This window comes from Prauserella flavalba, assembly GCF_003202235.1.
Classification (GTDB): domain Bacteria; phylum Actinomycetota; class Actinomycetes; order Mycobacteriales; family Pseudonocardiaceae; genus Prauserella_A; species Prauserella_A flavalba.
The window spans coordinates 1,317,735-1,340,239 of the sequence record NZ_MASU01000005.1 but is presented as its reverse complement, the minus strand read 5'-3'; the positions used below and the strand labels follow the sequence as shown (position 1 = coordinate 1,340,239).

At 71.9% G+C, this 22,505-nt stretch carries 23 protein-coding genes and 1 pseudogene; 15 read left to right on the top strand and 9 right to left on the bottom strand.

All coding sequences use genetic code 11. From position 1 onward, the window contains the following. Nucleotides 1-25 precede the first annotated feature (25 nt). The 6 genes from BA062_RS13875 to BA062_RS13850 all read left to right on the top strand — a co-directional run bounded on the left by BA062_RS13875 (nucleotide 26) and on the right by BA062_RS13850 (nucleotide 7,308). Nucleotides 26-694, top strand: coding sequence for a GntR family transcriptional regulator (locus BA062_RS13875; RefSeq protein WP_110336454.1), 669 nt, complete (start codon nucleotides 26-28; stop codon nucleotides 692-694). Next, nucleotides 691-1,833: a mandelate racemase/muconate lactonizing enzyme family protein gene (locus BA062_RS13870; protein ID WP_110336453.1), complete on the top strand. Its 1,143-nt coding sequence runs from the start codon at nucleotides 691-693 to the stop codon at nucleotides 1,831-1,833. The genes BA062_RS13875 and BA062_RS13870 overlap by 4 nt, the downstream gene beginning before the upstream one ends. Nucleotides 1,834-1,943: 110 nt before the next feature. Then, on the top strand, nucleotides 1,944-3,677 hold the full coding sequence (locus BA062_RS13865; RefSeq protein ID WP_245959813.1) for an IlvD/Edd family dehydratase: 1,734 nt from the start codon (nucleotides 1,944-1,946) through the stop codon (nucleotides 3,675-3,677). 20 nt (nucleotides 3,678-3,697) lie between these two features. Next, on the top strand, nucleotides 3,698-4,315 hold the full coding sequence (locus BA062_RS13860) for a bifunctional 4-hydroxy-2-oxoglutarate aldolase/2-dehydro-3-deoxy-phosphogluconate aldolase (protein WP_110336452.1): 618 nt from the start codon (nucleotides 3,698-3,700) through the stop codon (nucleotides 4,313-4,315). A 47-nt stretch (nucleotides 4,316-4,362) separates the two neighbouring features. Further along, complete coding sequence (locus tag BA062_RS13855; RefSeq protein ID WP_110336451.1) at nucleotides 4,363-5,778, top strand: Nramp family divalent metal transporter; 1,416 nt, start codon at nucleotides 4,363-4,365, stop codon at nucleotides 5,776-5,778. Between the two features lie 90 nt (nucleotides 5,779-5,868). Further along, entirely contained in the window at nucleotides 5,869-7,308 is a 1,440-nt protein-coding gene (locus tag BA062_RS13850) for an NAD-dependent succinate-semialdehyde dehydrogenase (RefSeq protein ID WP_110336450.1), read from the top strand. A 161-nt stretch (nucleotides 7,309-7,469) separates the two neighbouring features. Here the strand turns inward: BA062_RS13850 and BA062_RS13845 are convergent, their stop codons facing one another. The 5 genes from BA062_RS13845 to BA062_RS13825 are packed head-to-tail and all read right to left on the bottom strand — an operon-like array spanning nucleotide 7,470 to nucleotide 11,319. Next, a complete protein-coding gene (locus BA062_RS13845) occupies nucleotides 7,470-8,216 on the bottom strand; it encodes a haloacid dehalogenase type II (RefSeq protein WP_110336449.1) in 747 nt (248 codons plus the stop codon). Nucleotides 8,217-8,227: 11 nt separating this feature from the next. Further along, a complete protein-coding gene (locus BA062_RS13840) occupies nucleotides 8,228-8,623 on the bottom strand; it encodes a DoxX family protein (RefSeq protein WP_110336448.1) in 396 nt (131 codons plus the stop codon). Between the two features lie 43 nt (nucleotides 8,624-8,666). Continuing rightward, on the bottom strand, nucleotides 8,667-9,497 hold the full coding sequence (locus BA062_RS13835) for an ABC transporter permease (protein ID WP_110336447.1): 831 nt from the start codon (nucleotides 9,495-9,497) through the stop codon (nucleotides 8,667-8,669). Further along, nucleotides 9,494-10,300, bottom strand: coding sequence for an ABC transporter ATP-binding protein (locus tag BA062_RS13830; protein WP_110336446.1), 807 nt, complete (start codon nucleotides 10,298-10,300; stop codon nucleotides 9,494-9,496). The genes BA062_RS13835 and BA062_RS13830 overlap by 4 nt, the downstream gene beginning before the upstream one ends. Further along, nucleotides 10,297-11,319 carry an ABC transporter substrate-binding protein gene (locus BA062_RS13825; protein WP_110336445.1) on the bottom strand — a complete coding sequence of 341 codons (1,023 nt, stop codon included), beginning with the start codon at nucleotides 11,317-11,319 and terminating at the stop codon, nucleotides 10,297-10,299. Before BA062_RS13825 ends, BA062_RS13830 begins: the two co-directional genes overlap by 4 nt. Before the next feature lie 245 nt (nucleotides 11,320-11,564). Between BA062_RS13825 and BA062_RS13820 the strand changes: the two genes are divergently transcribed. Next, nucleotides 11,565-12,491 carry a TauD/TfdA dioxygenase family protein gene (locus BA062_RS13820; RefSeq protein ID WP_110336444.1) on the top strand — a complete coding sequence of 309 codons (927 nt, stop codon included), beginning with the start codon at nucleotides 11,565-11,567 and terminating at the stop codon, nucleotides 12,489-12,491. Here BA062_RS13820 and BA062_RS13815 read toward each other — a convergent pair. Then, nucleotides 12,473-13,030, bottom strand: coding sequence for a CGNR zinc finger domain-containing protein (locus tag BA062_RS13815; RefSeq protein WP_110336443.1), 558 nt, complete (start codon nucleotides 13,028-13,030; stop codon nucleotides 12,473-12,475). The genes BA062_RS13820 and BA062_RS13815 overlap by 19 nt on opposite strands. 76 nt (nucleotides 13,031-13,106) lie before the next feature. On the opposite strand from BA062_RS13815, the pseudogene BA062_RS13810 reads away from it, so the two are divergent. Next, a pseudogene (locus tag BA062_RS13810) lies at nucleotides 13,107-13,810 on the top strand (haloacid dehalogenase type II). Nucleotides 13,811-13,853: 43 nt separating this feature from the next. On the opposite strand, the gene BA062_RS13805 reads toward BA062_RS13810, so the two are convergent. Both BA062_RS13805 and BA062_RS13800 read right to left on the bottom strand, forming a co-directional pair. Continuing rightward, complete coding sequence (locus BA062_RS13805; protein ID WP_110336442.1) at nucleotides 13,854-14,453, bottom strand: hypothetical protein; 600 nt, start codon at nucleotides 14,451-14,453, stop codon at nucleotides 13,854-13,856. Between the two features lie 58 nt (nucleotides 14,454-14,511). Continuing rightward, nucleotides 14,512-14,769 (bottom strand): hypothetical protein, encoded by a 258-nt coding sequence (locus BA062_RS13800; protein WP_110336441.1) that lies wholly within the window; start codon nucleotides 14,767-14,769, stop codon nucleotides 14,512-14,514. A 333-nt stretch (nucleotides 14,770-15,102) separates the two neighbouring features. Here BA062_RS13800 and BA062_RS13795 point away from each other — a divergent pair, with 333 nt between their 5' ends. The 3 genes from BA062_RS13795 to BA062_RS13785 all read left to right on the top strand — a co-directional run bounded on the left by BA062_RS13795 (nucleotide 15,103) and on the right by BA062_RS13785 (nucleotide 18,281). Next, nucleotides 15,103-15,591, top strand: coding sequence for a GntR family transcriptional regulator (locus BA062_RS13795; protein ID WP_245959812.1), 489 nt, complete (start codon nucleotides 15,103-15,105; stop codon nucleotides 15,589-15,591). 198 nt (nucleotides 15,592-15,789) lie between these two features. Beyond that, nucleotides 15,790-17,163: an MFS transporter gene (locus tag BA062_RS13790; RefSeq protein ID WP_245959811.1), complete on the top strand. Its 1,374-nt coding sequence runs from the start codon at nucleotides 15,790-15,792 to the stop codon at nucleotides 17,161-17,163. Between the two features lie 89 nt (nucleotides 17,164-17,252). Beyond that, complete coding sequence (locus BA062_RS13785; RefSeq protein ID WP_110336440.1) at nucleotides 17,253-18,281, top strand: sodium:calcium antiporter; 1,029 nt, start codon at nucleotides 17,253-17,255, stop codon at nucleotides 18,279-18,281. 85 nt (nucleotides 18,282-18,366) lie between these two features. Here BA062_RS13785 and BA062_RS13780 read toward each other — a convergent pair whose 3' ends face one another. Further along, the gene (locus tag BA062_RS13780) at nucleotides 18,367-18,591 is read right to left on the bottom strand and encodes a hypothetical protein (RefSeq protein WP_110336439.1); all 225 of its coding nucleotides are present in this window, start codon (nucleotides 18,589-18,591) and stop codon (nucleotides 18,367-18,369) included. A gap of 26 nt (nucleotides 18,592-18,617) precedes the next feature. Between BA062_RS13780 and BA062_RS39815 the strand changes: the two genes are divergently transcribed. From BA062_RS39815 to BA062_RS13765, 4 genes are all read left to right on the top strand, one after another. After that, the gene (locus BA062_RS39815; RefSeq protein WP_168213946.1) at nucleotides 18,618-18,785 is read left to right on the top strand and encodes a hypothetical protein; all 168 of its coding nucleotides are present in this window, start codon (nucleotides 18,618-18,620) and stop codon (nucleotides 18,783-18,785) included. Nucleotides 18,786-18,955: 170 nt separating this feature from the next. Beyond that, nucleotides 18,956-19,480 (top strand): PadR family transcriptional regulator, encoded by a 525-nt coding sequence (locus BA062_RS13775; RefSeq protein WP_110336438.1) that lies wholly within the window; start codon nucleotides 18,956-18,958, stop codon nucleotides 19,478-19,480. Beyond that, the gene (locus BA062_RS13770; protein ID WP_110336437.1) at nucleotides 19,477-20,157 is read left to right on the top strand and encodes an ABC transporter ATP-binding protein; all 681 of its coding nucleotides are present in this window, start codon (nucleotides 19,477-19,479) and stop codon (nucleotides 20,155-20,157) included. Before BA062_RS13775 ends, BA062_RS13770 begins: the two co-directional genes overlap by 4 nt. Then, nucleotides 20,154-22,481: an FtsX-like permease family protein gene (locus BA062_RS13765; protein ID WP_110336436.1), complete on the top strand. Its 2,328-nt coding sequence runs from the start codon at nucleotides 20,154-20,156 to the stop codon at nucleotides 22,479-22,481. Before BA062_RS13770 ends, BA062_RS13765 begins: the two co-directional genes overlap by 4 nt. Nucleotides 22,482-22,505 lie beyond the last annotated feature (24 nt).

Genomic DNA, 22,505 nt, shown 5'->3' with positions numbered 1-22,505 from the left:
GGTGTTTGCATGTAAACTGCCGGACATGGTCGGAGTGAACGAGAAGACCGCGGCCCGGACCAGGGTCGCCGACGCGGTCTACGAGCGCCTGCGCGAGATGATCTTCACCGGCGAGCTGGCCCCGGGCGCGCGGCTCAGTGTGCCCGCGCTCGCCGAGTCGCTCGACGTCAGCCGGAGCCCGGTGCGGGACGCGGTGCTCCGGCTCGTCCAGGAACGGCTCGCCAGGGAGGAGCCGCGCCGGGGAGCAGTGGTCGCGAGCGTCGGCCTCGCCGAGCTCGTCTCGATCTACGAGATCCGCGAGGTGCTGGAAGGGCTCGCGGCACGGCTGGCCGTCGAGAACGCCGGCCGCAAGCTCGTGCGCGCGCTGAAGGAGGCGCTCGACGAGCACGAGGCCGCGATGCGCACCGCCGACCTCGCCGCGAGTACCGAGGCGGACCTGCGCTTTCACCGGCTCATCCGGGAGGCCGCCGGGAACCCCGAGGTCATCCGGCTGCTCGACGACGTGCAGACCCAGGTCCGGCTGGCCATGCGCACCACCACGGTGACGGCGGGCCCGAGGCAGGCCATCGACGACCACCGCGCGATCCTCACGGCCATCGAGTCCGGCGACGCCGTCGCGGCGGAACAGGCGGCCAGGGCGCACATCTTCCGCCTGCGCAGCGTGCTGTCGCGGCAGCTGGAGGGCGGGGAGTGACGCGGATCGTCGATGCCCGCCTGCGGGTGCTGCGCGCACCGGTGAACGACGGGATCGCGATGTCGTTCTCGCCGCTGCGCGACCGGTCGATCGTGCTGGTGGAGGTGTCCACGGAGGACGGTCTCACCGGCCGGGGCGAGAGCTGGATCAACTATCCGCCGTGGGCCGCGGAGGAGCGCGTCGCGACCTTGCGCGACGGCGTGTTCCCGCTGCTGCTCGGCGAGGACGCCACCAGGATCTCGGCGCTGCACCGGCGGCTGTGCGCGCGGCTGGACCCGCTCGGCAGGCAGTGGGGAGCCCCGGGGCCGATCCGGCAGGCGATCAGCGGCGCGGACCTCGCGCTGTGGGACCTCGCGGGCCTGCGGGCCGGGGCCGCGGTGAGCACCCTCGCAGGCGGCCGCGTCCGCGACCGGATCCCCGTCTACGCCAGCAGCCTCGGACCCGAGGACGTCGGCGAGAAGGCGCACGAGTGCGTCGAGGCCGGGCACACGGCCGTGAAGGTCAAGCTCGGCTTCGGCAGGGCCAAGGACGAGCGGAACCTGGCGCAGGCGCGCGAGGCGGTCGGGCCCGGCGTGACCCTCTACGCCGACGCCAACCAGGCGTGGGACGTGGCCGAGGCCGTCGCGATGGCACCGCTGCTGCGGGACGCGGGCGTGGAGTGGATCGAGGAGCCCGTGCGCGGCAACCCGCTCGCCGGGCTCGAAGAGCTGCACCGGCGCACCGGCCTGCCCATCGCGACGGGGGAGAACCTCTACGGCGCCGGGGAGTTCCGCGACTTCGCGGCGTCGCCAGCGATCGCGGTGCTGCAACCGGATCTCGCCAAGACCGGCGGGCTCACCGAGGCGCTCGCGGTCTGCGCGCTCGCCGAGGCACACGGCAAGTCCGTGCTGCCGCACCTGTACGGCGGCGCGGTGGCCTTCGCCGCGACGCTGCAGCTCGCCGCGATGGCGGAGGCGGTGGCCGGCATCGAATACGACGTCAGGGACAACCCGCTGCGCGACCCGCTGCTCGCCGGTCCTCCCGTGCCCGAGCGGGGCATGCTCGACCTGCCCGGGCTGCCGGGCCTCGGCGTGCGGTTGGACGAGCAGGCGGTCGCCGCGGTGACCGAGACCGAGGTGGCCGCGCCCTCGCACACCTGACCGGCGGTGGTTCCCCCGCGGGCTCCTTCTGCTCGCACATTGCATGTAACTTCGAGAATATCTATGCTGCAGATCTGCTTTGCATGCAGATGTGCCCTTACTGTGGAGCGATGATGCATCCAGACAACGACGTTTCTCCCCGGCGCAGCGCCGCGTGGTTCGGCCTCGACGGCAAGCTCGGCTTCGTCCACCGCTCGAAGATGTACAACCAGGGCTACTCGGGGTCGATGTTCGACGGCAGGCCGGTGATCGGCATCTGCAACAGCTGGTCGGACCTGGCGCCCTGCAACGCGCATCTGCGCCAGGTGGCCGAGGCGGTCAAGCGCGGCGTGCTGATGGCGGGCGGGACCCCGCTGGAGTTCCCGACGATCTCGCTCGGCGAGACGCTCATGCGGCCCTCGGCGATGCTGTTCCGCAACCTCATGGCGATGGACGTCGAGGAAACCCTGCGCGCCAACCCGCTCGACGGGGTCGTGCTGCTCGGCGGCTGCGACAAGACCGTGCCCGCACAGCTGATGGGTGCACTGAGCGCCGACCTGCCCGCGGTGATGGTGACCGGCGGCCCGATGCTCAACGGCAAGTTCCGCGGCTGCGACGCCGGTTCGGGCACCCACGTGTGGCAGTTCAGCGAAGAGGTACGCGCGGGCCGGATGAGCCAGGCCGACTTCACCACGGCCGAGGCGTGTCTCTCCCGCAGCGCGGGGCACTGCACCACGATGGGCACCGCGTCGACGATGGCGTGCCTCGCCGAGGCGCTCGGCCTCTCGCTGCCCGGGAGCGCCGCGATCCCCGCCGTCGACGCCCGCAGGCACCGCATCGCCGAGGAGGCGGGCAGCCGGATCGTGGCGATGGTGGAGGAAGGGCTCACGCCGTCGTCCATTCTGGACCGCCGTTCGTTCGAGAACGCCATCCGGGTCAACGCGGCCATCGGCGGTTCCACCAACGCCGTGGTGCACCTGCTCGCGATCGCGGGCCGCGCCGAGGTGGAGCTCTCCCTCGACGACTTCGACACCCTCGCCGCGACGGTCCCGCTGCTGGTGGACCTGCTCCCGTCCGGCCGGTTCCTGATGGAGGACTTCGCCTACGCGGGCGGCCTGCCCGCCGTGATCAAGGAGCTGGGCGAGCTGCTGCACACCGACGCGGCCACCGTCACGGGCCGCAGCATCGGCGAGAACTGCGCCGACGCCGAGAACTGGAACACCGGCGTGATCCACACCCGCGCGGAGCCGCTGCGCGAGGCCGGGAACCACACCGCGGTGCTGCGGGGCAACCTCGCTCCCGACGGTGCGGTGATCAAGGTGTCCGCGGCGTCCGGGGAACTGGTGCGGCACACCGGGACGGCGCTCGTGTTCGACACGATCGAGGAATACCACGCGCAGGCCGACTCGCCCGACCTGCCGGTGGACGCCTCGACCGTGCTCGTGGTGCGCAACGCGGGCCCGTCCGGATATCCCGGCATGCCCGAGATCGGCAACCTGGCCATCCCGAAGAAGCTGCTCGACGCCGGTGTCCGCGACATGGTCCGGATCACGGACGGCCGGATGAGCGGCACCTCGTACGGGACGGTGGTGCTGCACGTGGCGCCGGAGGCCGCCGCGGGCGGCCCGCTGGCGCTGCTGCGCACCGGCGACCGGGTGACGCTCGACGTCCCCGCCCGCCGCATCGACATGGACGTGCCCGAGGACGAGCTGCGCCGCCGCGCGGCCGAACTGACGCAGGCGGAGAACACCGGTTCCGGCTACGCGTGGCTGTACCGCGAGCACGTCCGCCAGGCCGACACGGGCGCCGACTTCGACTTCCTGGTGGGCAGGCGGGGACACGCCGTGCCCCGCAGGCACCTCTGACTCTCGAGAGAGGACCGACCATGACCAACGACCTGCTGAGCCGGGTGCTGGAGCACCGCGCGATGGTGATCTACCGGGGGCAGTCCGCGGGGCAGTGCCTCGAGCTGACCGAACTGCTCCGCGAGGAGGGCATCCGGCTGTTCGAGGTGACCCTCAACGGTGGGGAGCCGTTCGCCGCCATCACGGCGCTGGCCGAGAAGTACGGCCACGAGGCCCCCATCGGCGCGGGGACCGTGATGACCGCCGACGACGTCTCGCGGGCCGCCGACGCGGGCGCGACGTTCATCGTCTGCCCGCACGTGGACGAGGCCGTGATCGCACGGGCCAAGGCGCTCGGCCTCGGCGTGGTGCCGGGCGCGTTCACGCCCACGGAGATCGTCCACGCCACGCGCCTCGGCGCCGACCTGGTGAAGGTCTTCCCGATCGGCCCGGTGGGGGCCGGCTACATCCGGCAGCTCAAGGGCCCGCTGCCCGAGGTGCCGCTGCTGGCCACCGGCGGGGTCGGGGCCGACCTCGCGCGCGAGTGCCTGGCCGAGGGGTGCGCGGGCGTCGGGGTCGGCGTTCAGCTGCTCGGCGATCCGGCCGACCAGGACGCGCTCAGGGCCGAGGCCCGCCGCCTCCTCGCCGCCACCCGCTGACGGCGGCGGACACCGGCAACGACGCCGAGTCGAAAGGAAGACTTCCCATGTCAACCCAAGAGGTGCCCAGCGCGGAGCTCGAGGACGCCTACCGGCTGCGAGCCGAGGACGTCAAGGAGGCGCCGACGACGCTGCGCGGCAGGCTGCGTTACCTGGGGCCGGGCATCATCCTCACCGCGTCCGTGGTGGGCTCGGGCGAGCTGATCGTCACGACCTCGCTCGGGGCCCGCGCGGGATTCGTCCTGCTGTGGATGGTGATCGTCGGCGCCACCGTCAAGGTGTGGGTGCAGATGGAGCTCGCCCGCTGGGCCATCCTCAACGGCAAGACCGCGCTCGCCGGCTACAGCACCGTCCCGCCGAGGATCGGCCGCATGGGCTGGATCAACTGGCTGTGGATCGGGCTCGACCTCGCCAAGAACTTCCAGCGCGGCGGCGTCATCGGCGGCACCGCCGCCGCGTGCTCGATCCTGTGGCCGATCGTGGGAGAGCCGCTGAGCAGCGGCTCGCTCGCCACGTGGGCGGTCGTCATCACGGCGCTGACGATCGGGCTGTTGCGCAGCAACCGCTACAGCGTGGTCGAGGCGCTCACCACGTGGTCGGTCGCGATCTTCACGCTCAGCACCGTGGCGATCGTGCTGGTGCTGCCGTTCACGCCGTTCGCCTACAGCCCCGGGGACTTCGCCGACGGGCTGAGCTTCGCGATCCCGGCGGGCACCGTCGGGCTCGCGGTCGCGATGTTCGGCTCGACGGGGGTCGGCGCCGACGACATGACCAACTACACGTACTGGTGCCTCGAGAAGGGCTACGCGCGCTGGACCGGCCCCGACGACGGCAGCGAGGAGCGGGCCCGGCGCGCCGAGGGCTGGATCAAGGTGATGCAGCTGGACGTGTTCGTGTCCTGGCTCATCTGCACGGTCACCACCCTGTCGTTCTACGTGGTCGGCGCCAGCGTGCTGCATCCGCAGAACCTCGTGCCCGAGGGTAACGCCGTGATCACCACGGTGTCCCGGATCTACACCGACACACTGGGCCCGTGGGCGGAGACCCTGTTCCTGTTCGGGGCGATCGTGGTGCTGTTCTCCACCAACATCGCCTCCGCGGCCGCGGTTCCACGGCTGTGGACCAACACCCTCGGCCTGCTGGGAGTGATCGACTGGCACGACGTCAAGGTCCGGGCGCGGATCCTGCGGATCCTCACCGTCTGCCTTCCGGTGCTCTGGCTGCTCATGTTCCTGTTCGTCCAGTCGCCGCTGGTGATGATGCAGATCGGCGCGATCGCGACCGGCATCTTCCTGCTCGCGGTGCTCGTCGCCGTGTGGCGGCTGCGCACCCTCGAGGTCGACCCTCGCTTCCGGCGCAACCGGTGGCTCACCGCGGCGTTCGTCGTCAGCAGCATCGGCATCTTCCTGCTCGCCGTGTACACGGTGCTGGAGGTCTTCGGTGTCACGATCGCCGGAGCGTGACCGGGCCGAGCGTGATCCATCACATGACGTGCGTGACCGGGGCCGCAAGATACGGTCGGGGGAGCGCACATTCACGAGGGAGGCTTCTCGATGACCTATCCGGACACCCAGCTCTTCATCGACGACCAGTGGCTGGATGCCGCGGAAGGGCGCACGATCGACGTGCAGAACCCGGCGACCGGCCAGGTCATCGGGCGGGTCGCGCACGCGACCACGCAGGACCTCGACCGCGCGGCCGACTCGGTGCGCCGCGGCTTCGAGGTGTGGCGCGACTACACGCCCGCGCAGCGGAGCAAGATCATGCGCAAGGCGGCCGAGCTGGTGCGGTCCCGCGTCGACGAGATCGCGGCGCTGATGACGCAGGAGCAGGGCAAGCCGCTGGTGGAGGCCAAGGGCGAGATCCTGGCGGGCGCGGACATCATCGACTGGTTCGCCGACGAGGGCCTGCGCGTGTACGGCCGCCTCGTCCCGCACCGCGCCAACCCCGCGATCCAGCAGCTGGTGATCAAGGACCCGGTGGGCCCGGTGGCGGCGTTCACGCCGTGGAACTTCCCGATCAACCAGGTCGTGCGCAAGCTCGGTGCCGGGCTGGCCGCGGGCTGCTCGATGATCGTGAAGGCGCCCGAGGAGACTCCGGCCAGCCCGGCCGCGCTGGTGCGCGCGTTCCAGGACGCCGGCCTGCCCGCCGGGGTGCTCGCGCTGGTGTACGGCAACCCGGCCGAGATCTCGGAGTACCTGATCGCCCACCCGGTGATCCGCAAGATCACCTTCACCGGGTCGACCGCGGTCGGCAAGCAGCTCGCCGCGCTCGCGGGCCGGCACATGAAGCGGGTGTCGATGGAGCTGGGCGGCCACGCCCCGGTGATCGTCTGCGAGGACGCCGACATCGAGCTGGCCGTCAAGACCATGAGCAGGGCGAAGTTCCGCAACGCGGGCCAGGTGTGCATCTCCCCGACGCGGTTCCTCGTGCACGAGTCGGTTCGCCAGGACTTCGCCAAGGCGTTCGCCGAGGTCGCCACCGGCCTCAACGTCGGCGACGGCCTCGCCGAGGGCACCGAGATGGGGCCGCTCGCCAACACCCGGCGGGTCGACGCCATGTCGGCGCTGTACGCCGACGCCGTCGAGCGGGGAGCCACGGTCCTCTCGGGCGGCAAGCGCATCGGCGACGAGGGCAACTTCTGGGCGCCCACCGTGCTCGACGACGTCCCGGCCGAGGCCAAGCTGTTCAACGAGGAGCCCTTCGGCCCCGTGGCGGCGATCCGCGGCTTCCAGGATCTGGACGAGGCGATCACCGAGGCCAACCGCCTTTCCTACGGGCTCGCCGGGTACGCTTTCACCCGCTCCCTGGCCACGGCCGACCGGCTCACCCGCAGGGTCGAGGTCGGCATGCTGTGGGTCAACATGCCCGCCATGCCCTCGGCCGAGCTGCCCTTCGGCGGCGTCAAGGACTCGGGCTACGGCTCGGAGGGCGGCCCCGAGGCGATGGAGGCCTACCTCAACACCCGCGCGGTCAGCATCGCGCACCAGTGACCCGGTAGCCCCGATCCGCAGTGAAGGCCACCTTCACTGCGCCCACCCGTCTCCCACCACCACCCAGACGGAGACGCTGACGCGCCGCTGTGTTGATTCAACGCAGGCAAGGCCACCTTCACTGCGTTGAACGCAGGCAAGGTGGCCTTCACTGCGGTGGCTCACAGGTGCCCGTCGGCGGTCCAGGTGCGGCCGGTGAAGTGCGTGGCGAGCTCGCCGATGTCGGAGGCCACGAGGTCCCAGTCGCTCTCGGGCTCCAGGTCGCGGGTCTGGCCGGGACCGAACTCGGCCGGCCTCGGGATGAACGCGGTCCGCAGGCCGGCCGACCGGGCCGCGTGCAGGTCGCCGTTGTGCGCGGCGGCGAGCATGATCCGGCCCGGTGCGAGCCCCAGTAGCGCCGCGGCGCGCAGGTACGCCTCCGGCCGCGGCTTGTAGGCCCTGGTGACGTCCGAGCCCAGCACGATGTCCCACGGCAGCCCCGCGTGCTTGGCCATGCGCGCCAGCAGGACGAGGTTGCCGTTGGACAGCGGCCCGATCAGCACGTGCTCGCGCAGCCGCCGCAGGCCGGGGACGCTGTCCGGCCACGGCGGGAGCCGGTGCCACGCCTCGTTGAGCCACGTCAGCTCCCGGGGCGCGATCGTCCCAGGGTCGACGCCGTACTCGCCGAGCACCGCGCGGAGGTTCTCCTCGTGGAGCACGTCGAGGGACACGAAGTCCCGCTCACCGGTACGCACCGGCTCCATGCTCGGCTGGTAGCGGGCACGCCACCGGTCCGCGAACTCCTCGCCGTCCAGGTCGAGCCCGTGCCTGGCCGCGAACTCGCCGACCGCCGCGGCCACGCCGGTGCGCCAGTCGACGACCGTGCCGAAGGTGTCGAAGAGCACGACCTCGATATCCACTGTGGACATACTCCGGCTCCCTAGTCCCGTGTCGACCACAGCGCCCACGCCACCAGGAGTGGCTGGCCCGCGAGGCGCACCGCGCGTTTGCGGTCGGTGTCCAGGCCGAAGGCGTCGACCCTGTTCCGGTACTGCGCGATGTTGCCGGGGAACACCGCGGCGAAGAACGCCGCTGTGAGCACACCCAGCCTGCGGCGTTGCCTCGGCAGCGCGAGCAGGCCCGCGCCGAGCGCTATCTCGGCGGCCCCGGACGGCAGGACCACGTCGTCGGCGTCCAGCGGCACCCACGAGGGCACCTGAGCCTGGAACTCCTCGCGGGCGAACGTCAGGTGCGCCGTGCCCGCGAACGCCAGTGTGGCGCCGAGGGCGTGTGCGGCGATCCGGCGTGCGCGGCGACGGCCGCGAATCTTCGGCATGCCCGTACGATAGGCACTCACCGCCGATCTCGCCCGGCCGCGCTCACCTCCAGCTCGTCAGGCGTCGCTCGAACACCACCAGCAGCTGGTTGAAGCCCACGCCGATGACCGAGATGGCCACGATGCCCGCGTACATCGACGGGATGGCGAAGTTGTACTGGGAATCGTTGATGAGGAAGCCCAGCCCGGCCTTCGCTCCCACCATCTCCGCGGCGATCACCACGACGATCGCGGCCGCACCCGCGAGCCGCAGGCCCGTGAAGATCGTCGGGATCGACGCGGGGAGTATCACCTTGCGGAAGAGGGCGAGCGGCGGCAGGTCCAGCGACCTCGCGAGCTTCAGCAACGTCGGGTCCACGTTGCGCACCGCGGTGATCGTGTTCAGCAGGATCGGCCACGTGCACGCGTAGACCACGATCGCGATCTTCGACGTCTCACCGATGCCGAGCACCAGGACGAACACCGGGAGCAGGGCGAGGGCCGCGGTGTTGAGAAACACCTGCACCAGCGGCGTGAGCACGTCGGAGACGGTCCGGTACCAGCCGATGAGGATCCCGAGCGGCACGGCGAGCAGCACCGCGATGCCGAACCCGGACAGCGAACGGGTCAGGCTGGCCTGGACGTGCTCGGCGAGCTGCCCGTTGGCCGCCAGCTCGCCCAGTGCGAGCACGACCTCGGAGAACGGTGTGAGGAACGTGGCGTCGATCAGTCCCGTCCTCGGCGCGAGCTCCCACACCGCGAGCAGCAGGAGGACGGCGGCCGACCTGGTGGCGATGCCCGAGAACGCCGACCCCGCCCTGCGGGCCGCGCCGGTGCGAGGCCGGGAGCCCGCCGGCCCGCTCGTGTCCCGCTTGGCGATCGTGGGGGCGCTCATGCCGGCACCGCCTCCTTTTCCAGCTGCTGGGCGCGCACGACCTCGTCGTGCAGCAGGGTCCAGATCTCGTGCCGGTACCGGGCGAACTCCGGCGCCGAGCGGATGTCCTCGGCCGCGCTCCGGTCGAGTTGGATGTCCACAACGGACTTGATGCGGCCGGGGCGCGAGGTCAGCACCGCGACTCGCTGCCCGAGGTACACGGCCTCGTCGATTCCGTGGGTGATGAACACGATCGTCTTGCCGGTGCGCCGCCAGATGCGCCGCAGCTCGTCCTGCAGCGACTCGCGGGTCTGGGCGTCGAGCGCGGCGAACGGCTCGTCCATCAGCAGCACGTCCGGGTCGTAGGCGAGGCTGCGCGCGATCGCCACGCGCTGCTTCATGCCGCCGGAGAGCTCGTGCGGGTGCCGGTCGGCGAACGCGGCGAGGTCCACCAGCTCGAGGTACTCCCGCGCCCGCTCGGCACGTTCCCGCTTCGGGACCCCGGTCGCCTCGAGACCGAACTCGACGTTGCCCTGCGCGGTGCGCCACGGCAGCAGCGCGTACTGCTGGAAGACGATGCCGCGGTCCACCCCGGGCCCGGTCACCGGTCGGCCGTCGAGCAGGACCCGGCCCGACGACGGGGTTCCCAGTCCCGCCAGCAGGTCCAGCAGCGTGGATTTGCCGCAGCCGCTCGGTCCGACCACGACCGTGAACTCGCCCTCGGCGATGTCCAGGTCGATGCTCTCCAATGCCGTCAGCCGCTCCCGGCCGCCCCGGACCGGGAACGTGCGCCCGACCCCTTCGAAACGGATCTTCGTCGTCATGCCCCGGTGCCCTTCGCGTAGGAGTTGAACTCGTTGGTGTAGGCGTCGCGCACGGTGACCGCGTCCGGTTCGATGTCGCCGCGCTGGCCCAGCCAGTCGACCCACAGGCGCAGCTCCTCGTCCTTGATCACGCCACCCGCGCCGGCGACGCCGTAGGAACGCCAGTACTTCAGGGGATCGGTGTCCTCGTTGCGCCTGCGGTCGGTGACGATGCGGGTGAAGCGTTCGACGACCTCCTCGTGCGGTGTGCTCTTGCTCCATTCGATGGCCTTGGCGACGCCGGAGACGAAGGTGCGCACGGTGTCGGCGTTGGCCTCGAGGAAGTCCCTGCGGAACACGTAGGTGCCCGCGGTGAAGTCGCCGAGCAGCTCGTAGTCGCTGAACAGCTTGCGGATCCCGCCGCGCTCCAGTGCCTTCTCCCGCAGGATCCCGCCGAGCACCGCGACCTCGATCTGGCCCTGCCGCAGAGCCTGCTCGGTGTTGACGGGCGGCACCACGGTGGGCTCCACCTGCTCGCGCTCAGCGGGGGTCAGCCCGTTGCGCTCCAGGTAGATGTCGAGCATGGCCTCGCTGTGCGCGCCGAGCGTGTTCATGCCGACCTTGGCGCCCAGCAGGTCCCTCGGGCCCCGCAGCGGGCTGTCCTCCAGCACGTAGTAGCCGCTGGCCTCGTCCCTGTCGACGCCGTAGTAGCCGATGACCGACGTGATCGGCGCCTTCCGCGCGGCCAGCTTGATCACCGCGCCGTTGAAGGCGCCGCCGTAGTCGACCTGGCCGGTCGCGGCGGACTGGATGTCCTGCGGTCCGCTGATGGTGTTGCCGACCCATTCCAGCTTCACGTCGCCGAGGTAGCCGAGATCGGCGGCCAGTTCGGAAGGGATGACCTGCCCCGCCCAGCCCTGGTAGCGGATGGTCCTGGTGTTCACCCCGCTCGCCGTGCCGCAGCCGGTGAGCGCACCCGCGGCGGCAGTGAGCCCGAGCGCGGTGAGCCCCAGGAATTGTCGTCGATTGGTGGTCGTCACAGCGATTGTCCTTTGCGGCGGGGAATAGTGGAAAAGCGGATTTCGAGAACCGGGGAAATTAACCTCCCGGTCGGGGAGGTTGGCTCCCGTTTGTCAGGCTGGCACGGAAATCCTCGGTGCGGCAATGGTTCCCGTGTCACGTTCTCACGTCCTGGGAAGCATTGTTTTCATGCCGCAGAAATATTGCCCGATTCGCGGGGAAAGCAGCAGTCTGATGCGGACCGGTACGGATCAAGGAGTGAGCAATGAGTGTGGACGTGGCACGAAGCACCGGAATTTCGGTGACCAGGATCGGCGGGCGCATCGGCGCGCGCATCGACGGGGTCCGGCTCGGCGGCGACCTCGACGCGGACACCGTCGCGCGGATCCGGGCGGCGCTGCTGGAGAACAAGGTGGTCTTCTTCCGCGGGCAGCATCACCTGGACGACGCCGGGCAGCAGGCGTTCGGGCGCCTGCTCGGCGAGCTGACCCAGCCGCACCCCACCGTGCGCAGTGTGGGACTGGACAACATCCTGCCCATCGACGCCGAGTACGGCCGCGCCAACAGCTGGCACTCCGACGTCACGTTCGTCGACCGCATTCCGGCCTTCAGCCTGTTGCGGGCCATCACGATCCCGGCCTACGGCGGCACGACCGTGTGGGCCAACACCGCCGCGGCGTACGCCGGCCTGCCGGAGTCGCTCAAGGCGCTGGCCGAGAAGCTGTGGGCCGTGCACACGAACCTCTACGACTACACCCGGCACGTCGACGAGCGCCGGGTCGGCGGGGTGGACGTGAAGGAGCAGGCGTACCGCGACGAGTTCCGCTCCGACGTGTACGAGACCGAGCACCCCGTGGTGCGGGTGCATCCCGAGACCGGGGAACGGGTGCTGCTGCTCGGCCATTTCGTCAAGCAGCTCGTCGGGCTGTCCTCCGCGGAGTCGAGCGCGATCTTCGGCCTGCTGCAGGCACGCGTCACGCGGCTGGAGAACACCGTGCGCTGGCCGTGGCAACCCGGTGACCTGGCGATCTGGGACAACCGGGCCACCCAGCACTACGGCGTCGCCGACTACGACGACCAGGCGCGCAGGCTGCACCGGATCACGGTGGCGGGCACGATCCCCGAGAGCGTCGACGGTGTGCGCAGCACGGCGAGGGCAGGCGACGCCTCTCACTACTCCACAGTGGACTGAGGGGCCGCCGCCCGCCTGCGTGCGCGGTACGCCGCGGCTTTGACGCGGTTGCCGCACTCGTCCATGCCGCACCACGTGCGCCGGGCGCCGCGCGAGCGGTCGAGGTAGATGCGGGTGCAGCCGGCGCGCCCGCATTCCTTGAGCCGCGCACCGGGATCGGCGAGCACCGCGATGCCGCGCCGGGCCACCTGGGACAGGGCGGCGCGGAGGTCGCCCGACAGCCGCAGCCCCGTGTCGCTCAGCTCCATCGCGGGCACGGGTCCCGCGGCCGCGGCGTTGACGATCGCGAGGCAGTCGCGGTCGAAGGGCGTGCCGAGCACGCGGTCGAGGGCGAGCCGGTAGAGCGCTTCGCGCAGCGCCAGCGCGGCCTCGAACGTCGCGGTGTCGGCGGTGACCTCGTCGGGGAGCCCATCGCACGCGGCCACCCAGCGTTCGAGGTCCGACGGCGTGCCGAGCAGGTCGGCGGGCTCGTCCCGGCGTGCTTCCACGGTCGCGGCCAGGTCGAGGGCCGGGTTGCCGCTCACGAACGCGAACTCCACGTCACCATCTTGACCGGTGACGCGGCCTTGCGGCAAGATCCGTCACCGGTCCGACCGGTGACGGATGGGAGGGCGCATGAGTGGGGTCCGTGGCATCGAGGTCGTCGTGCTCGACGTGCTCGGCACGCTGGTCGACGAGCCCGGCGGCCTCGGCGCGGCGATCGCGACGCGGTGCCCGGGCGGGACGAGGCGCTGGTCGGGGACCTGCTCGCCGGGTGGCGGCGGCACGTCGAACGCGAGCAGGACCGCATCGTGCGCGGCGAGCGCGCGTACGCGGGCTCCGACGTCCTCGACGCGGAGGCCGCGCGGCTGGTCGCCGACCGGGCGGGGGTCGCCGATCCGGCGGCCGTCGCCCGGCTGGCCACCGCGGGGCAGCGCCTGCCGCCCTGGGCGGACTCCGTCGCCGGCCTCGACCGGCTCGCGGAGCAGCTGCCGGTGGTGGGGCTGTCCAACGCGAGCCGCACCGCGCTGCTGCGGCTCAACGTCCATGCCGGGCTGCGCTGGCACCAGGCGCTGTCCGCCGAGACGGTCGCCGCCTACAAACCGGCGCCGGAGGTCTACCGGCTCGCACTCGACGCCGCCGGATGCCCGCCGGAGCGGGTGCTCATGGTCGCCGCGCACGCGTGGGACCTCCGCGGCGCCCAGGCACAGGGAATGCGCACCGCCTACGTCCGGCGGCCCGTCGGCGACCCGCCCGCGAGCACCGATGCCTTCGACGCGCGGTTCGACGGGCTCGGCGATCTGGTCACCGCCCTGCGGGCTCGGCACGGGGGCGCGTAGCCACCGGGAGCGCGGGCAACGGGGCGTCCGGTCCCCGCCGTCGTCAGGCCAGCTCGGTGCGGGAGTTCACCAGCCACTTGCCCGAGGACTCCCTGGTCAGCTCGAAGGTCGCCGTCACGGGCACCTGGGGCGGGAACGGCGGGTCGCCGTCCCGGCGGCAGCTGGTGACGGCCACGGCCTGCACGAGGACCCACTGGCTCTCGTGCGCGCCGGGTGAGGACGGCGCGGGCTGGGTGCGCAGGTCGTGCACGGTACGGCTGCACTGCTTGCGCTGGAAGTCCTCCCACACGAGGCCCCCGTTGCCGTCGCGGAACTGCGCCAGCCCGGCCCGCATCCGTTTCGTGGACAGGTGTTCCACGCGGCTGATCCAGGCGTCCGGCCGCGCGTCGTTGGCGTACAGCGTGTGCTGCCCGGTCAGCCACTGCCCGGCGACGTCCTCGGCCCGCGGCGCCCCGGCGGCGCTCGGGCTCGGTGGGGTCGGGCCGCCCTTGGCCTGGTCGTCGACGGGTTCCCCGCCCGCTTCGACGACCAGGTTGGCGCGGTCGTCCTCGGCGGACTGCTGGTAACCCACCCAGAACCCGCCGGCCAGCACACCCACGACGGCGAGCGCGCCCAGGTTGACCCAGATCGTGCGTCGGCTCACGACACCCCCGTTGTCAGTCGGCTACGAGCGGTCGACGGTACCCCGGCGGTGATCGGTTCTACCAGGCGCGGTCGGCGGACGCGATCTCGACGATCTCGCGCAGGACGTAGTTCATGATGCCGCCGTGCCGGTAGTAGTCGGCTTCGCGGGCGGTGTCGAGCCGCACGCGCACCCGGAACTCGACGTCACCGGCGCGTACCGTCACGTGCTCCGGGACGCGGCCCTCGGCGAGCGCGGTGAGGCCGGTGACGGTGAACGGTTCGGCGCCGGTGAGGCCGAGCGTGCCGGCGTTCTCACCGGGGACGCGGCGTCCCACGCCTGCCCGTCCGGGGCGTCGAGCACCCGCCAGCGGCCGTCGCCGCCGAACACGTCCGCGCAGGCGTGCTCGAACATCGTCGGATCCACTGTGGACTCGGTGACGCCGGTGACGTCGCGGGCCGAGGGCCAGATGTCGCGGAGGAACACCGCTCGCCGTCGGCGCCGGTGCCCAGCGGTCCCGTGGCGACCGACAACCCCGCGTCGAGCCCGCCGCCGCGACGGGCTCGACGAGCGGCCCGGACGCACCGATCCAGGCGACGCTGGCGCGCACCATCGGGATCAGCACCACGCCGCTGCGGGAGGCGCTCCGGCGGCTCAAGGCCGAGGGCTGGTGGAGCTGGACGCCCATCGCGACGCGCGGGTCACCGAGCTCAAGGCCGAGGAGGCCCGCGACCTGTACGAGCTCCGCCGCTCGCTGGATCCGCTCGCCGCGTCCCTCGCCGCGCAGCGGCGCACGAAGGCTGACATCGCCGACATCCGCGAGGCCGCGAAGGGCCTCGTCGCGTTGCGCAGCAATCCCGGCTACGAGGAGCTGCTGCACCACCGCCGCTTCCACGCGGCGATCTACCGCGCCTCGCACAACGAGCTGCTGATCGAGACCCTGGAAGGGCTGTGGGACAAGGCCGACCGCTACCGCAGGCTGGCGCTCGAGGTGGAGCGCGCGCCGGAGGAACGGGAGCGGAAGGACGCGGAGCACCGCATGCTGGCGGACAGCGTGATCGTGGGCGACAGCGACGCGGCGGCGGCCGTGATGCGCGACCACATCGACACGAGCCTCGGCGCGAAGGCCGCGTGGCGCCTGAGGAAACCCCGCGACTGACCGCGCCCGCGCCCTGGTGCCCTGCTAGGCTGCGCGCCATGTCTGGCGCTTCTGCCGCGGCGGCCGCCGCCGTGACGAGGACGCTCCGCCACTAGCGGCGGAGCGGTTCTCGCGCAACATTCTCCGTCGCTTCGCTGGTCGACCGGAGCGGCCTTTCTTGTGCTGCTCGGAATCTTCTCGAGCAACGGAGCATCTTTCGTGCGTACGGACACTCACCTGGCGACGTCCCGGCTGCGGCCCTGGGTCGTCCTCGGTTCCCTTTCCCTGCTGCAGTTCCTGATCGCGGTCGACGTCACCGTGGTCAACATCGCGTTGCCGTCGATCGGCGTGGACTTCGGCGTCACCACGCGCGAGCTGACGTGGGTCGTGGTCGGCTACACCGTCGCGGGCGGTGGTCTGCTCATGTTCGGCGGCCGGCTCAGCGACGTGCTCGGCAGGCGGCGGGTCCTGCTCACCGGCGTGACGGTCTTCGGTGGCGCCTCGTTGCTGGCGGGCGTGGCGCCGTCGTATCCCCTGCTGGTCGGGGCACGGATGCTGCAGGGCGTCGGCGAGGCTCTCGCCCTGCCCTCGGCGATGGCGGTGATCGTGCTGACCTTCCCCGAAGGGCCACGCCGGACTCGCGCGCTGAGTGTGTGGGCCGCCGTCGCCAGCACCGGACTGGTGCTGGGTTTCGTGCTCTCGGGCGTCATCACGGAACTGCTCGGCTGGCGGTGGGTCTTCCTCGTCAGCGTGCCGTTCGTCCTGTTCGTGATCGTCGCGGCCGCGGCTCTCGTGCCCGCTGATCCGCCGGGCGAGCGCACTCCACTCGACCTGCCCGGGTCGGTGCTGCTCACCCTCGCACCGCTGCTGTTGGTGTTCGGGATCGCCGAGGCGGGCGAAGGCGGCGGGCACCAATGGGTCGCGGCTGCCGCACTGGCGGGCGCGGCGGTGGCGGGCGGCCTGCTCGTCGTCGTGGAACGCCGGGCGGCCGAACCGCTGCTCCCGCCCGCGTTCTTCCGCAACCGGGCCCGGGTGCGCGCCAACGTCGCCACCGCGTTGCTCAGCGGAGCCCTGTCCACCTCCTTCCTGCTGTTGACCTTTCAGCTCCAGCAACGGGCGGCTCTCGGTCCCCTCGCGGCGGGCGTGGCGCTGCTGCCGCTCGCGGTGACGCTGGTGGTGGCAGCGAGCCTCGTGCCCCGGGTCGTCGGCCGGTGGGGAGCACGGGCCTGCGCACTCGTCGGCGTCGTGCTGACCGCGGCCGGGATGGGGGCGATCGCCGTCGGCGCCGTTGCCGGCGCGGGAGCGTGGGAGTCGGTGCCCGCGATGGTGCTGATCGCCGGGGGAATGGCCTTCGGGCTCGTCGGCCTGCAATACGCGGCGGTGAGCGGGGTGACCGGCGACGACGCCGGTGTCGCGTCCGGCGTCCAGCGCGCCGCCGACCAGCTCGGCGGCTCCTCGGGGGTCACGCTCTACGTCGGCATCGGGTTCGCGCCCGCGCTCACCGGTGTCGATCCCTTCGTCGTCAGCTGTGCGCTGGCGACAGCGGGACTCGGCGCGGCCGGCGTCCTCGCCTGGCGCAGCAGAGCCGTTTGACCGCGGTCGAGGCATGAGACAGCGGGCGAGGGGGTAGCCGGAGCCCACGTGATCACGGATGCGGGATCGAAGGGGGCTGGGCGCCCGCGGTGTTGACCCAACAATGGCCGGTCGGCTGGTCCGTCGCCGTGTTCGCGGCCGCCGCAGTCGTGACGGTGTTGTGCAGCGTCCGGCTCGCCGCCCTCGGCGACGCCCTGGCCGACCGCACCGGCTGGGGCGAGGCGTTGTTCGGAGCGGTCTTCTTCGGGCTGGCGACCTCGCTGTCGGGCATCGTGATGACGGGCGTGAGCGCGGCAGGCGACCAGCCGGAGCTGGCCTACGGCAACGCCGTCGGCGGGGTCGCAGCCCAGACGCTGGCGATCGTCGTGGCCGACGCCGCCTACCGGCGGGTGAACCTCGAGCACGCGGCGGCCTCGCCCGGCAACCTCCTCTTCGGCTGCCTGCTGATCGTGCTGCTGAGCACGGCGCTGCTGGCCTCGTTCAGCCCGGACGTCACCGTGGCCGGCGTGCATCCGGCCTCGGCGGTCCTGATCGCCTGCTATCTCGGCGGGATCTCCCTCATCCGGAACCAGCGGCAGCCGATGTGGCGGGCGATCGCCACGAGCGAGACGCGGCACGACGAACCGGAGGATCACGGGCGGCTCGGCAACCGCGGCCTCGGTGCACTGTGGACGGAGTTCGTGCTGATCGCCGGCGTGGTCGTCGTCGGTGGCTGGGCGGTCGCGCACGCCGCGGACAGTCTCGTCACGGCGACGGGGCTGAACGCGGGCGTCGTCGGTGCCGTGTTCATGGGCCTCGTCAACGCCCTGCCGGAAACGGTCACGGCCCTGGCGGCGGTCCGCCGGGGCGCGGTGACACTCGCCATCGCGGCCGTGGTCGGCGGCAACAGCCTGGACGCGCTCAACCTGGTGGTCGGCGACGTCCTCTACCGCGGCGGGTCGCTCTACCACGCCGCCAGCCCGGACCAGCTGTTCCTCACCACCGCGTCCCTGCTCATGACGGCGGTGCTGCTCGGCGGGCTCCTCGTGCGCCAGCGGAGGGGCTGGTGGCGGCTCGGATTCGACGGCGTCGTGCTCGTGGTCATCTACGCGGCCACGGTGCTGACGCTGGCGGTGTGACCTGGGCACGTGGCCGTCCTCGGTGCGTCCATCGAGGACGGCCACGGCAACTCCGCGGACCGTGGATCAGCACGGGACACCGCGGTCAGACCGGTGCCCACTCACTGCCGTCACCGTCCCGGACGCTGGCATCCGCCAACGTCTCGCGGTCGGCACCGGTGGTCGAGGGCCACTGCTCGCCCGAGAAATGTGTTCCGTCCGTGGCCGCCGAGTTCAGGTCGTTCTTCTTGGAGTTCATCGTGTCGGTGAACATCGTGGTGGCCTGAGCCACGGCCGCGGAGAAGGCGGCGACTCCCGCGAGAATGGACACGGATCGTCCCGACGACGGTCTCCACGGTGATGACCGCGACGACGATCGCACCCGCGAGGACGAGGAGCGCGCCGAGCATCGCCGCCCAGTACACCCTCATGGCCGTCACGATCTCGTCCAATGTGGCCCGCAGCTCGTCCACCATCGTCACGAGCCCCGCGATCGAGCCGGGCTGGTCCAAGGCGACCGTGTAGTACTTGTCGGCCGCGATGCCGGTCCAGTGGCTGTGACTCGGTAACGATCGTGACCGGCAACGCTCCGTCCGGACGATCTCGCGACTGGATTACGGGGGTATACACGTGGTGAATACACCGTGTGTATAGTGCTCGGGACAGGTGCTCAACCACAGGGAAAGGAGGGGCCGATGTCGGTCTCACGCACGCTGCTGGCGCTGCTCGAACCGGGGCCACGACACGGCTACGACCTCAAACGCGCCTACGACGAGCAGTTCGCCCAGGGCAAGCAGCTCGCGTACGGCCAGGTGTACTCAACGTTGTCCCGGTTGCTGCGCAACGGGCTCGTCGAGGAGGCGGGGGTCGAGCACGGGGCGGGCCCGGACCGCAAGCGCTACACGATCACCGACGCCGGGGTCACGGACATCGAGACGTGGCTCGGCACGGCGGAGAGCCCGGAGCCGTATCTGCAGAACACGCTCTACACCAAGGTGGTGCTGGCCCTGCTGTCCGGGCGCAGCGCCCAGGACGTGCTGGACACCCAGCGCTCGGCCCACCTCGCCGTCATGCGCGACCTGACGCGGCGCAAGGCGGACGGCGACCTGGCCGACCAGCTCATCTGCGATCACGCCCTGTTCCATTTGGAGGCCGACCTGCGGTGGCTGGAACTCACCGCGGCGCGGCTCGACGCACTCGCGGAGGTGGTGCGCTCATGACCGAACCGTTGCTCGCCGGACGTGGCCTGCACAAGGCGTTCGGGCCGACCGAGGCGCTGCGCGGCGCGGACGTCGCCGTGCGCGCCGGTGAAGTGCTCGCCGTCATGGGCCCCTCGGGCTCCGGCAAGTCCACGCTGCTGCACTGCCTCGCGGGCATCGTGCGCCCCGACTCGGGCTCGATCTCCTACCAGGGCAGGGACCTGGCCGCGATGTCCGACGGCGAGCGCAGCGCGCTGCGGCGCACGGACTTCGGGTTCGTCTTCCAGTTCGGCCAGCTGGTCCCCGAGCTGACGTGCCTGGAGAACGTGGCGCTGCCGCTGCGGCTCGGCGGCGCCAAGCGCAAGCCTGCGGAGGCCAGGGCGCAGCGCTGGCTGGAGCGGCTCGAGGTCGGAGACCTCGGCGCCCGCAGGCCCGGTGACGTCTCCGGCGGGCAGGGACAGCGCGTGGCGGTGGCGAGGGCTCTGGTCGCCGATCCCAAGGTGATCTTCGCGGACGAGCCCACCGGCGCGCTGGACTCGCTCAACGGCGAGAAGGTGATGCGGTTGCTCACCGAGGCCGCGCGTGGCTCCGGCGCCGCCGTGGTCCTGGTGACCCACGAGCCGCGCGTGGCGGCGCACTCCGACCGCGAGATCGTGGTCAGGGACGGCCGCGTGAACGATCTGGAGCTGGCGGCATGATCCGCGATCTCCTGCTGGGGCTCCGGTTGGCCGTCGGGGGCGGCCGGATCTCCGGGCAGGCGCTGCTGCGGCTGGCGATGACCACGCTCGGCGTCGCGCTGGTCGTCGCCGTTCTGCTGCCCGCCGCGTCGATCAACACCCTGGTGTCCGAGCAGGACGCCAGGCAGGCCGGCCAGGTCCCGCAGACCGAAACGCGACCCGGCGTCGACCCGCTGTACCGGATGGACTGGTTCATCGACTCGGGCGACGACTACCTGCACGCTGTCGTGGTCGCGCCGGAAGGGCCGGACGCTCCGGTGCCGCCGGGGCTGGAGCGCGTGCCCGCTCCGGGCGAGGTCGTGGTGTCGCCGGCGGCGGCCGACTACCTCGCCACCCCGGCCGGTGAGCTGGCGCGGGCCCGGATCGGCGGCACCGTCGTCGGCGAGGTCGGCAAGGCGGGCCTGGGCATGGCGGGCGACCGCGTGGTCTACGTCGGGGACACGGCGGAACGGCTGAAGGGGGAGGAGTACGCCGACGCGGTGTACGGGTTCGGCACCGAGCCGGACGGCTTCGCCGTCAACGTCACCACGGCGGCCCTCGTGGCGCCCGTCGCGGTGATCCTCCTGCTGCCACTGCTGATCTTCGTGACCACGGCCTCGCGCATGGGCGCCGCGCAACGGGAACGCCGGCTGGCGGCGCTGCGCCTGCTGGGCGTCAGCGGGCGCCAGGTCCGCCGTATCGCGGCGGCCGAGTCGCTGGTCGGCGCCGTGGCGGGACTGTTGCTCGGCGGTGCGCTGTTCCTGCTCCTGCGGCCGTTGATCGGCGACCTCGACCTGTTCGGGATGCGGTTCTTCCCCGAGGATTTCGTGCCAGCGTGGCAGCTGGTCGTGCTCATCGCCGTGCTGGTGCCGGGTCTGGCCGTCGGTGCGGCGATCTTCGGCCTGCGCCGCACGATCGTCGAACCGCTCGGGGTGGTGCGGCAGGGCAAACCCGCCCGCAGGCGGATGTGGTGGCGCTGGGCCGTCGCGGTGGTCGGTGGCCTGCTGATGGCGAGCACGCTGCTGGCCGAGGAACGCTCGAACGCCGAAACCGTCGGCCTGGCGCTGGCCGCGGGCAGCTCGCTGCTGCTGATCGGCGTCGCCGCGCTGCTGCCGTGGGCGGTGGAGAAGTTCGTGGCCGGCCTGCGGGGCGGCACGCCCGCGTGGCAGTTCGCGGTGCGCAGGCTGCAACTGGAGAGCGGCACCGCGAGCCGGGTGGTCTCCGGCCTCGTCGTCGTGCTCGCGGGCGCGATCCTGATCCAGACGCTCGTGGGCGCGGTCAGCTCGACGGAACCCGAGGACAGCCGCTGGCAGGCCGCGACCCCGATCTCCGCGCAGATCGCGGGCGGCGACGAGCGGCTCGGGGAGGCGGCGAGGCTGCTGGCCGGAACGGACGGGATCACGGCGGTGCACGAGGTCGTCCGGGCCCCGCTGCGCGCGGCAGGTGACGAGGCGGGCTTGCACTGGCAGGCCGTGATCGGCGACTGCGCGGCACTGGCCGCACAGGCCGAGCTCGGCACCTGCGCGGACGGCGACGTGTTCCTGGTCGGCGGGCTGCGCGGCCAGGAGCACGTCGCCCAGTCCGCCGAGCCCGCACCGGGCATGCCGGTGCGGTTCTATTCCTACGGCGGCGACGGTGAGCAGGCCGACGGTCCGCAGTGGACACTCCCGGCGGACGTGCGGCGGATCCCCGCGGACAAGGCGATGCGTGAGGTCTCCTCCACTTTGCTCGTCACGCGAGGCGCGCTGGGCGGCGTGAGCCCGTCCGACGCCGAGCGCCTGCTGTACGTGTCGGGCACCGGGGAGCCCGCGGCGGTCTTCGAGGCGGCCACGCTGGCGGTCGGTCCACTGAGCTGGGAGGTCGACGTCCGGCCCACGCTGGGGGCGTCCGAGTCGAGCCGTCTCGACGAGGCGACGCGCACGATGCGCGGCCTGCTGCTGGTCGCGTCGATCTTCGTGCTGGCGGTGGCCGCGTTGTCCCTGCTGATGCTCTCGATCGAGCAGATCGTCGAGCGCCGCCGCCCACTGGCGGCCCTGTCGGCGGCCGGGGTGCCGATGTCGGTGCTCGCCAGGGGATCGTTGTGGCAGAACGCCATTCCCGTCGGCATCGGGGTCGTGCTCGCCGTCGTGGCGGGGATCGGGATCACGTTGCCGACCCTGCGCTACGCGGGCCTGGGCCTGAGCCTGGACGCCGGGCTCATCGGGATGGTGTGCGCGGCGGCTGTGCTCGCCGTGCTCGTGGCCACGGCGCTGACGCTGCCGTTGCTGCGTCAGGTGACCAAGTTGGACGGTCTGCGGGCCGAGTAGCGGCAGGCGGTGCGGTGGCGCCGG

Coding starts and splice junctions, on each gene's coding strand:
- BA062_RS13850 (WP_110336450.1), top strand. CDS start 5,869: ATGACCTATCCGGACACCCAGCTCTTCATCGACGACCAGTGGCTGGAT.
- BA062_RS13770 (WP_110336437.1), top strand. CDS start 19,477: ATGACCGAACCGTTGCTCGCCGGACGTGGCCTGCACAAGGCGTTCGGG.
- BA062_RS13860 (WP_110336452.1), top strand. CDS start 3,698: ATGACCAACGACCTGCTGAGCCGGGTGCTGGAGCACCGCGCGATGGTG.
- BA062_RS13765 (WP_110336436.1), top strand. CDS start 20,154: ATGATCCGCGATCTCCTGCTGGGGCTCCGGTTGGCCGTCGGGGGCGGC.
- BA062_RS13865 (WP_245959813.1), top strand. CDS start 1,944: ATGATGCATCCAGACAACGACGTTTCTCCCCGGCGCAGCGCCGCGTGG.
- BA062_RS13820 (WP_110336444.1), top strand. CDS start 11,565: ATGAGTGTGGACGTGGCACGAAGCACCGGAATTTCGGTGACCAGGATC.
- BA062_RS13875 (WP_110336454.1), top strand. CDS start 26: ATGGTCGGAGTGAACGAGAAGACCGCGGCCCGGACCAGGGTCGCCGAC.
- BA062_RS13835 (WP_110336447.1), bottom strand. CDS start 9,497: ATGAGCGCCCCCACGATCGCCAAGCGGGACACGAGCGGGCCGGCGGGC.
- BA062_RS13840 (WP_110336448.1), bottom strand. CDS start 8,623: ATGCCGAAGATTCGCGGCCGTCGCCGCGCACGCCGGATCGCCGCACAC.
- BA062_RS13775 (WP_110336438.1), top strand. CDS start 18,956: ATGTCGGTCTCACGCACGCTGCTGGCGCTGCTCGAACCGGGGCCACGA.
- BA062_RS13845 (WP_110336449.1), bottom strand. CDS start 8,216: ATGTCCACAGTGGATATCGAGGTCGTGCTCTTCGACACCTTCGGCACG.
- BA062_RS13830 (WP_110336446.1), bottom strand. CDS start 10,300: ATGACGACGAAGATCCGTTTCGAAGGGGTCGGGCGCACGTTCCCGGTC.
- BA062_RS13855 (WP_110336451.1), top strand. CDS start 4,363: ATGTCAACCCAAGAGGTGCCCAGCGCGGAGCTCGAGGACGCCTACCGG.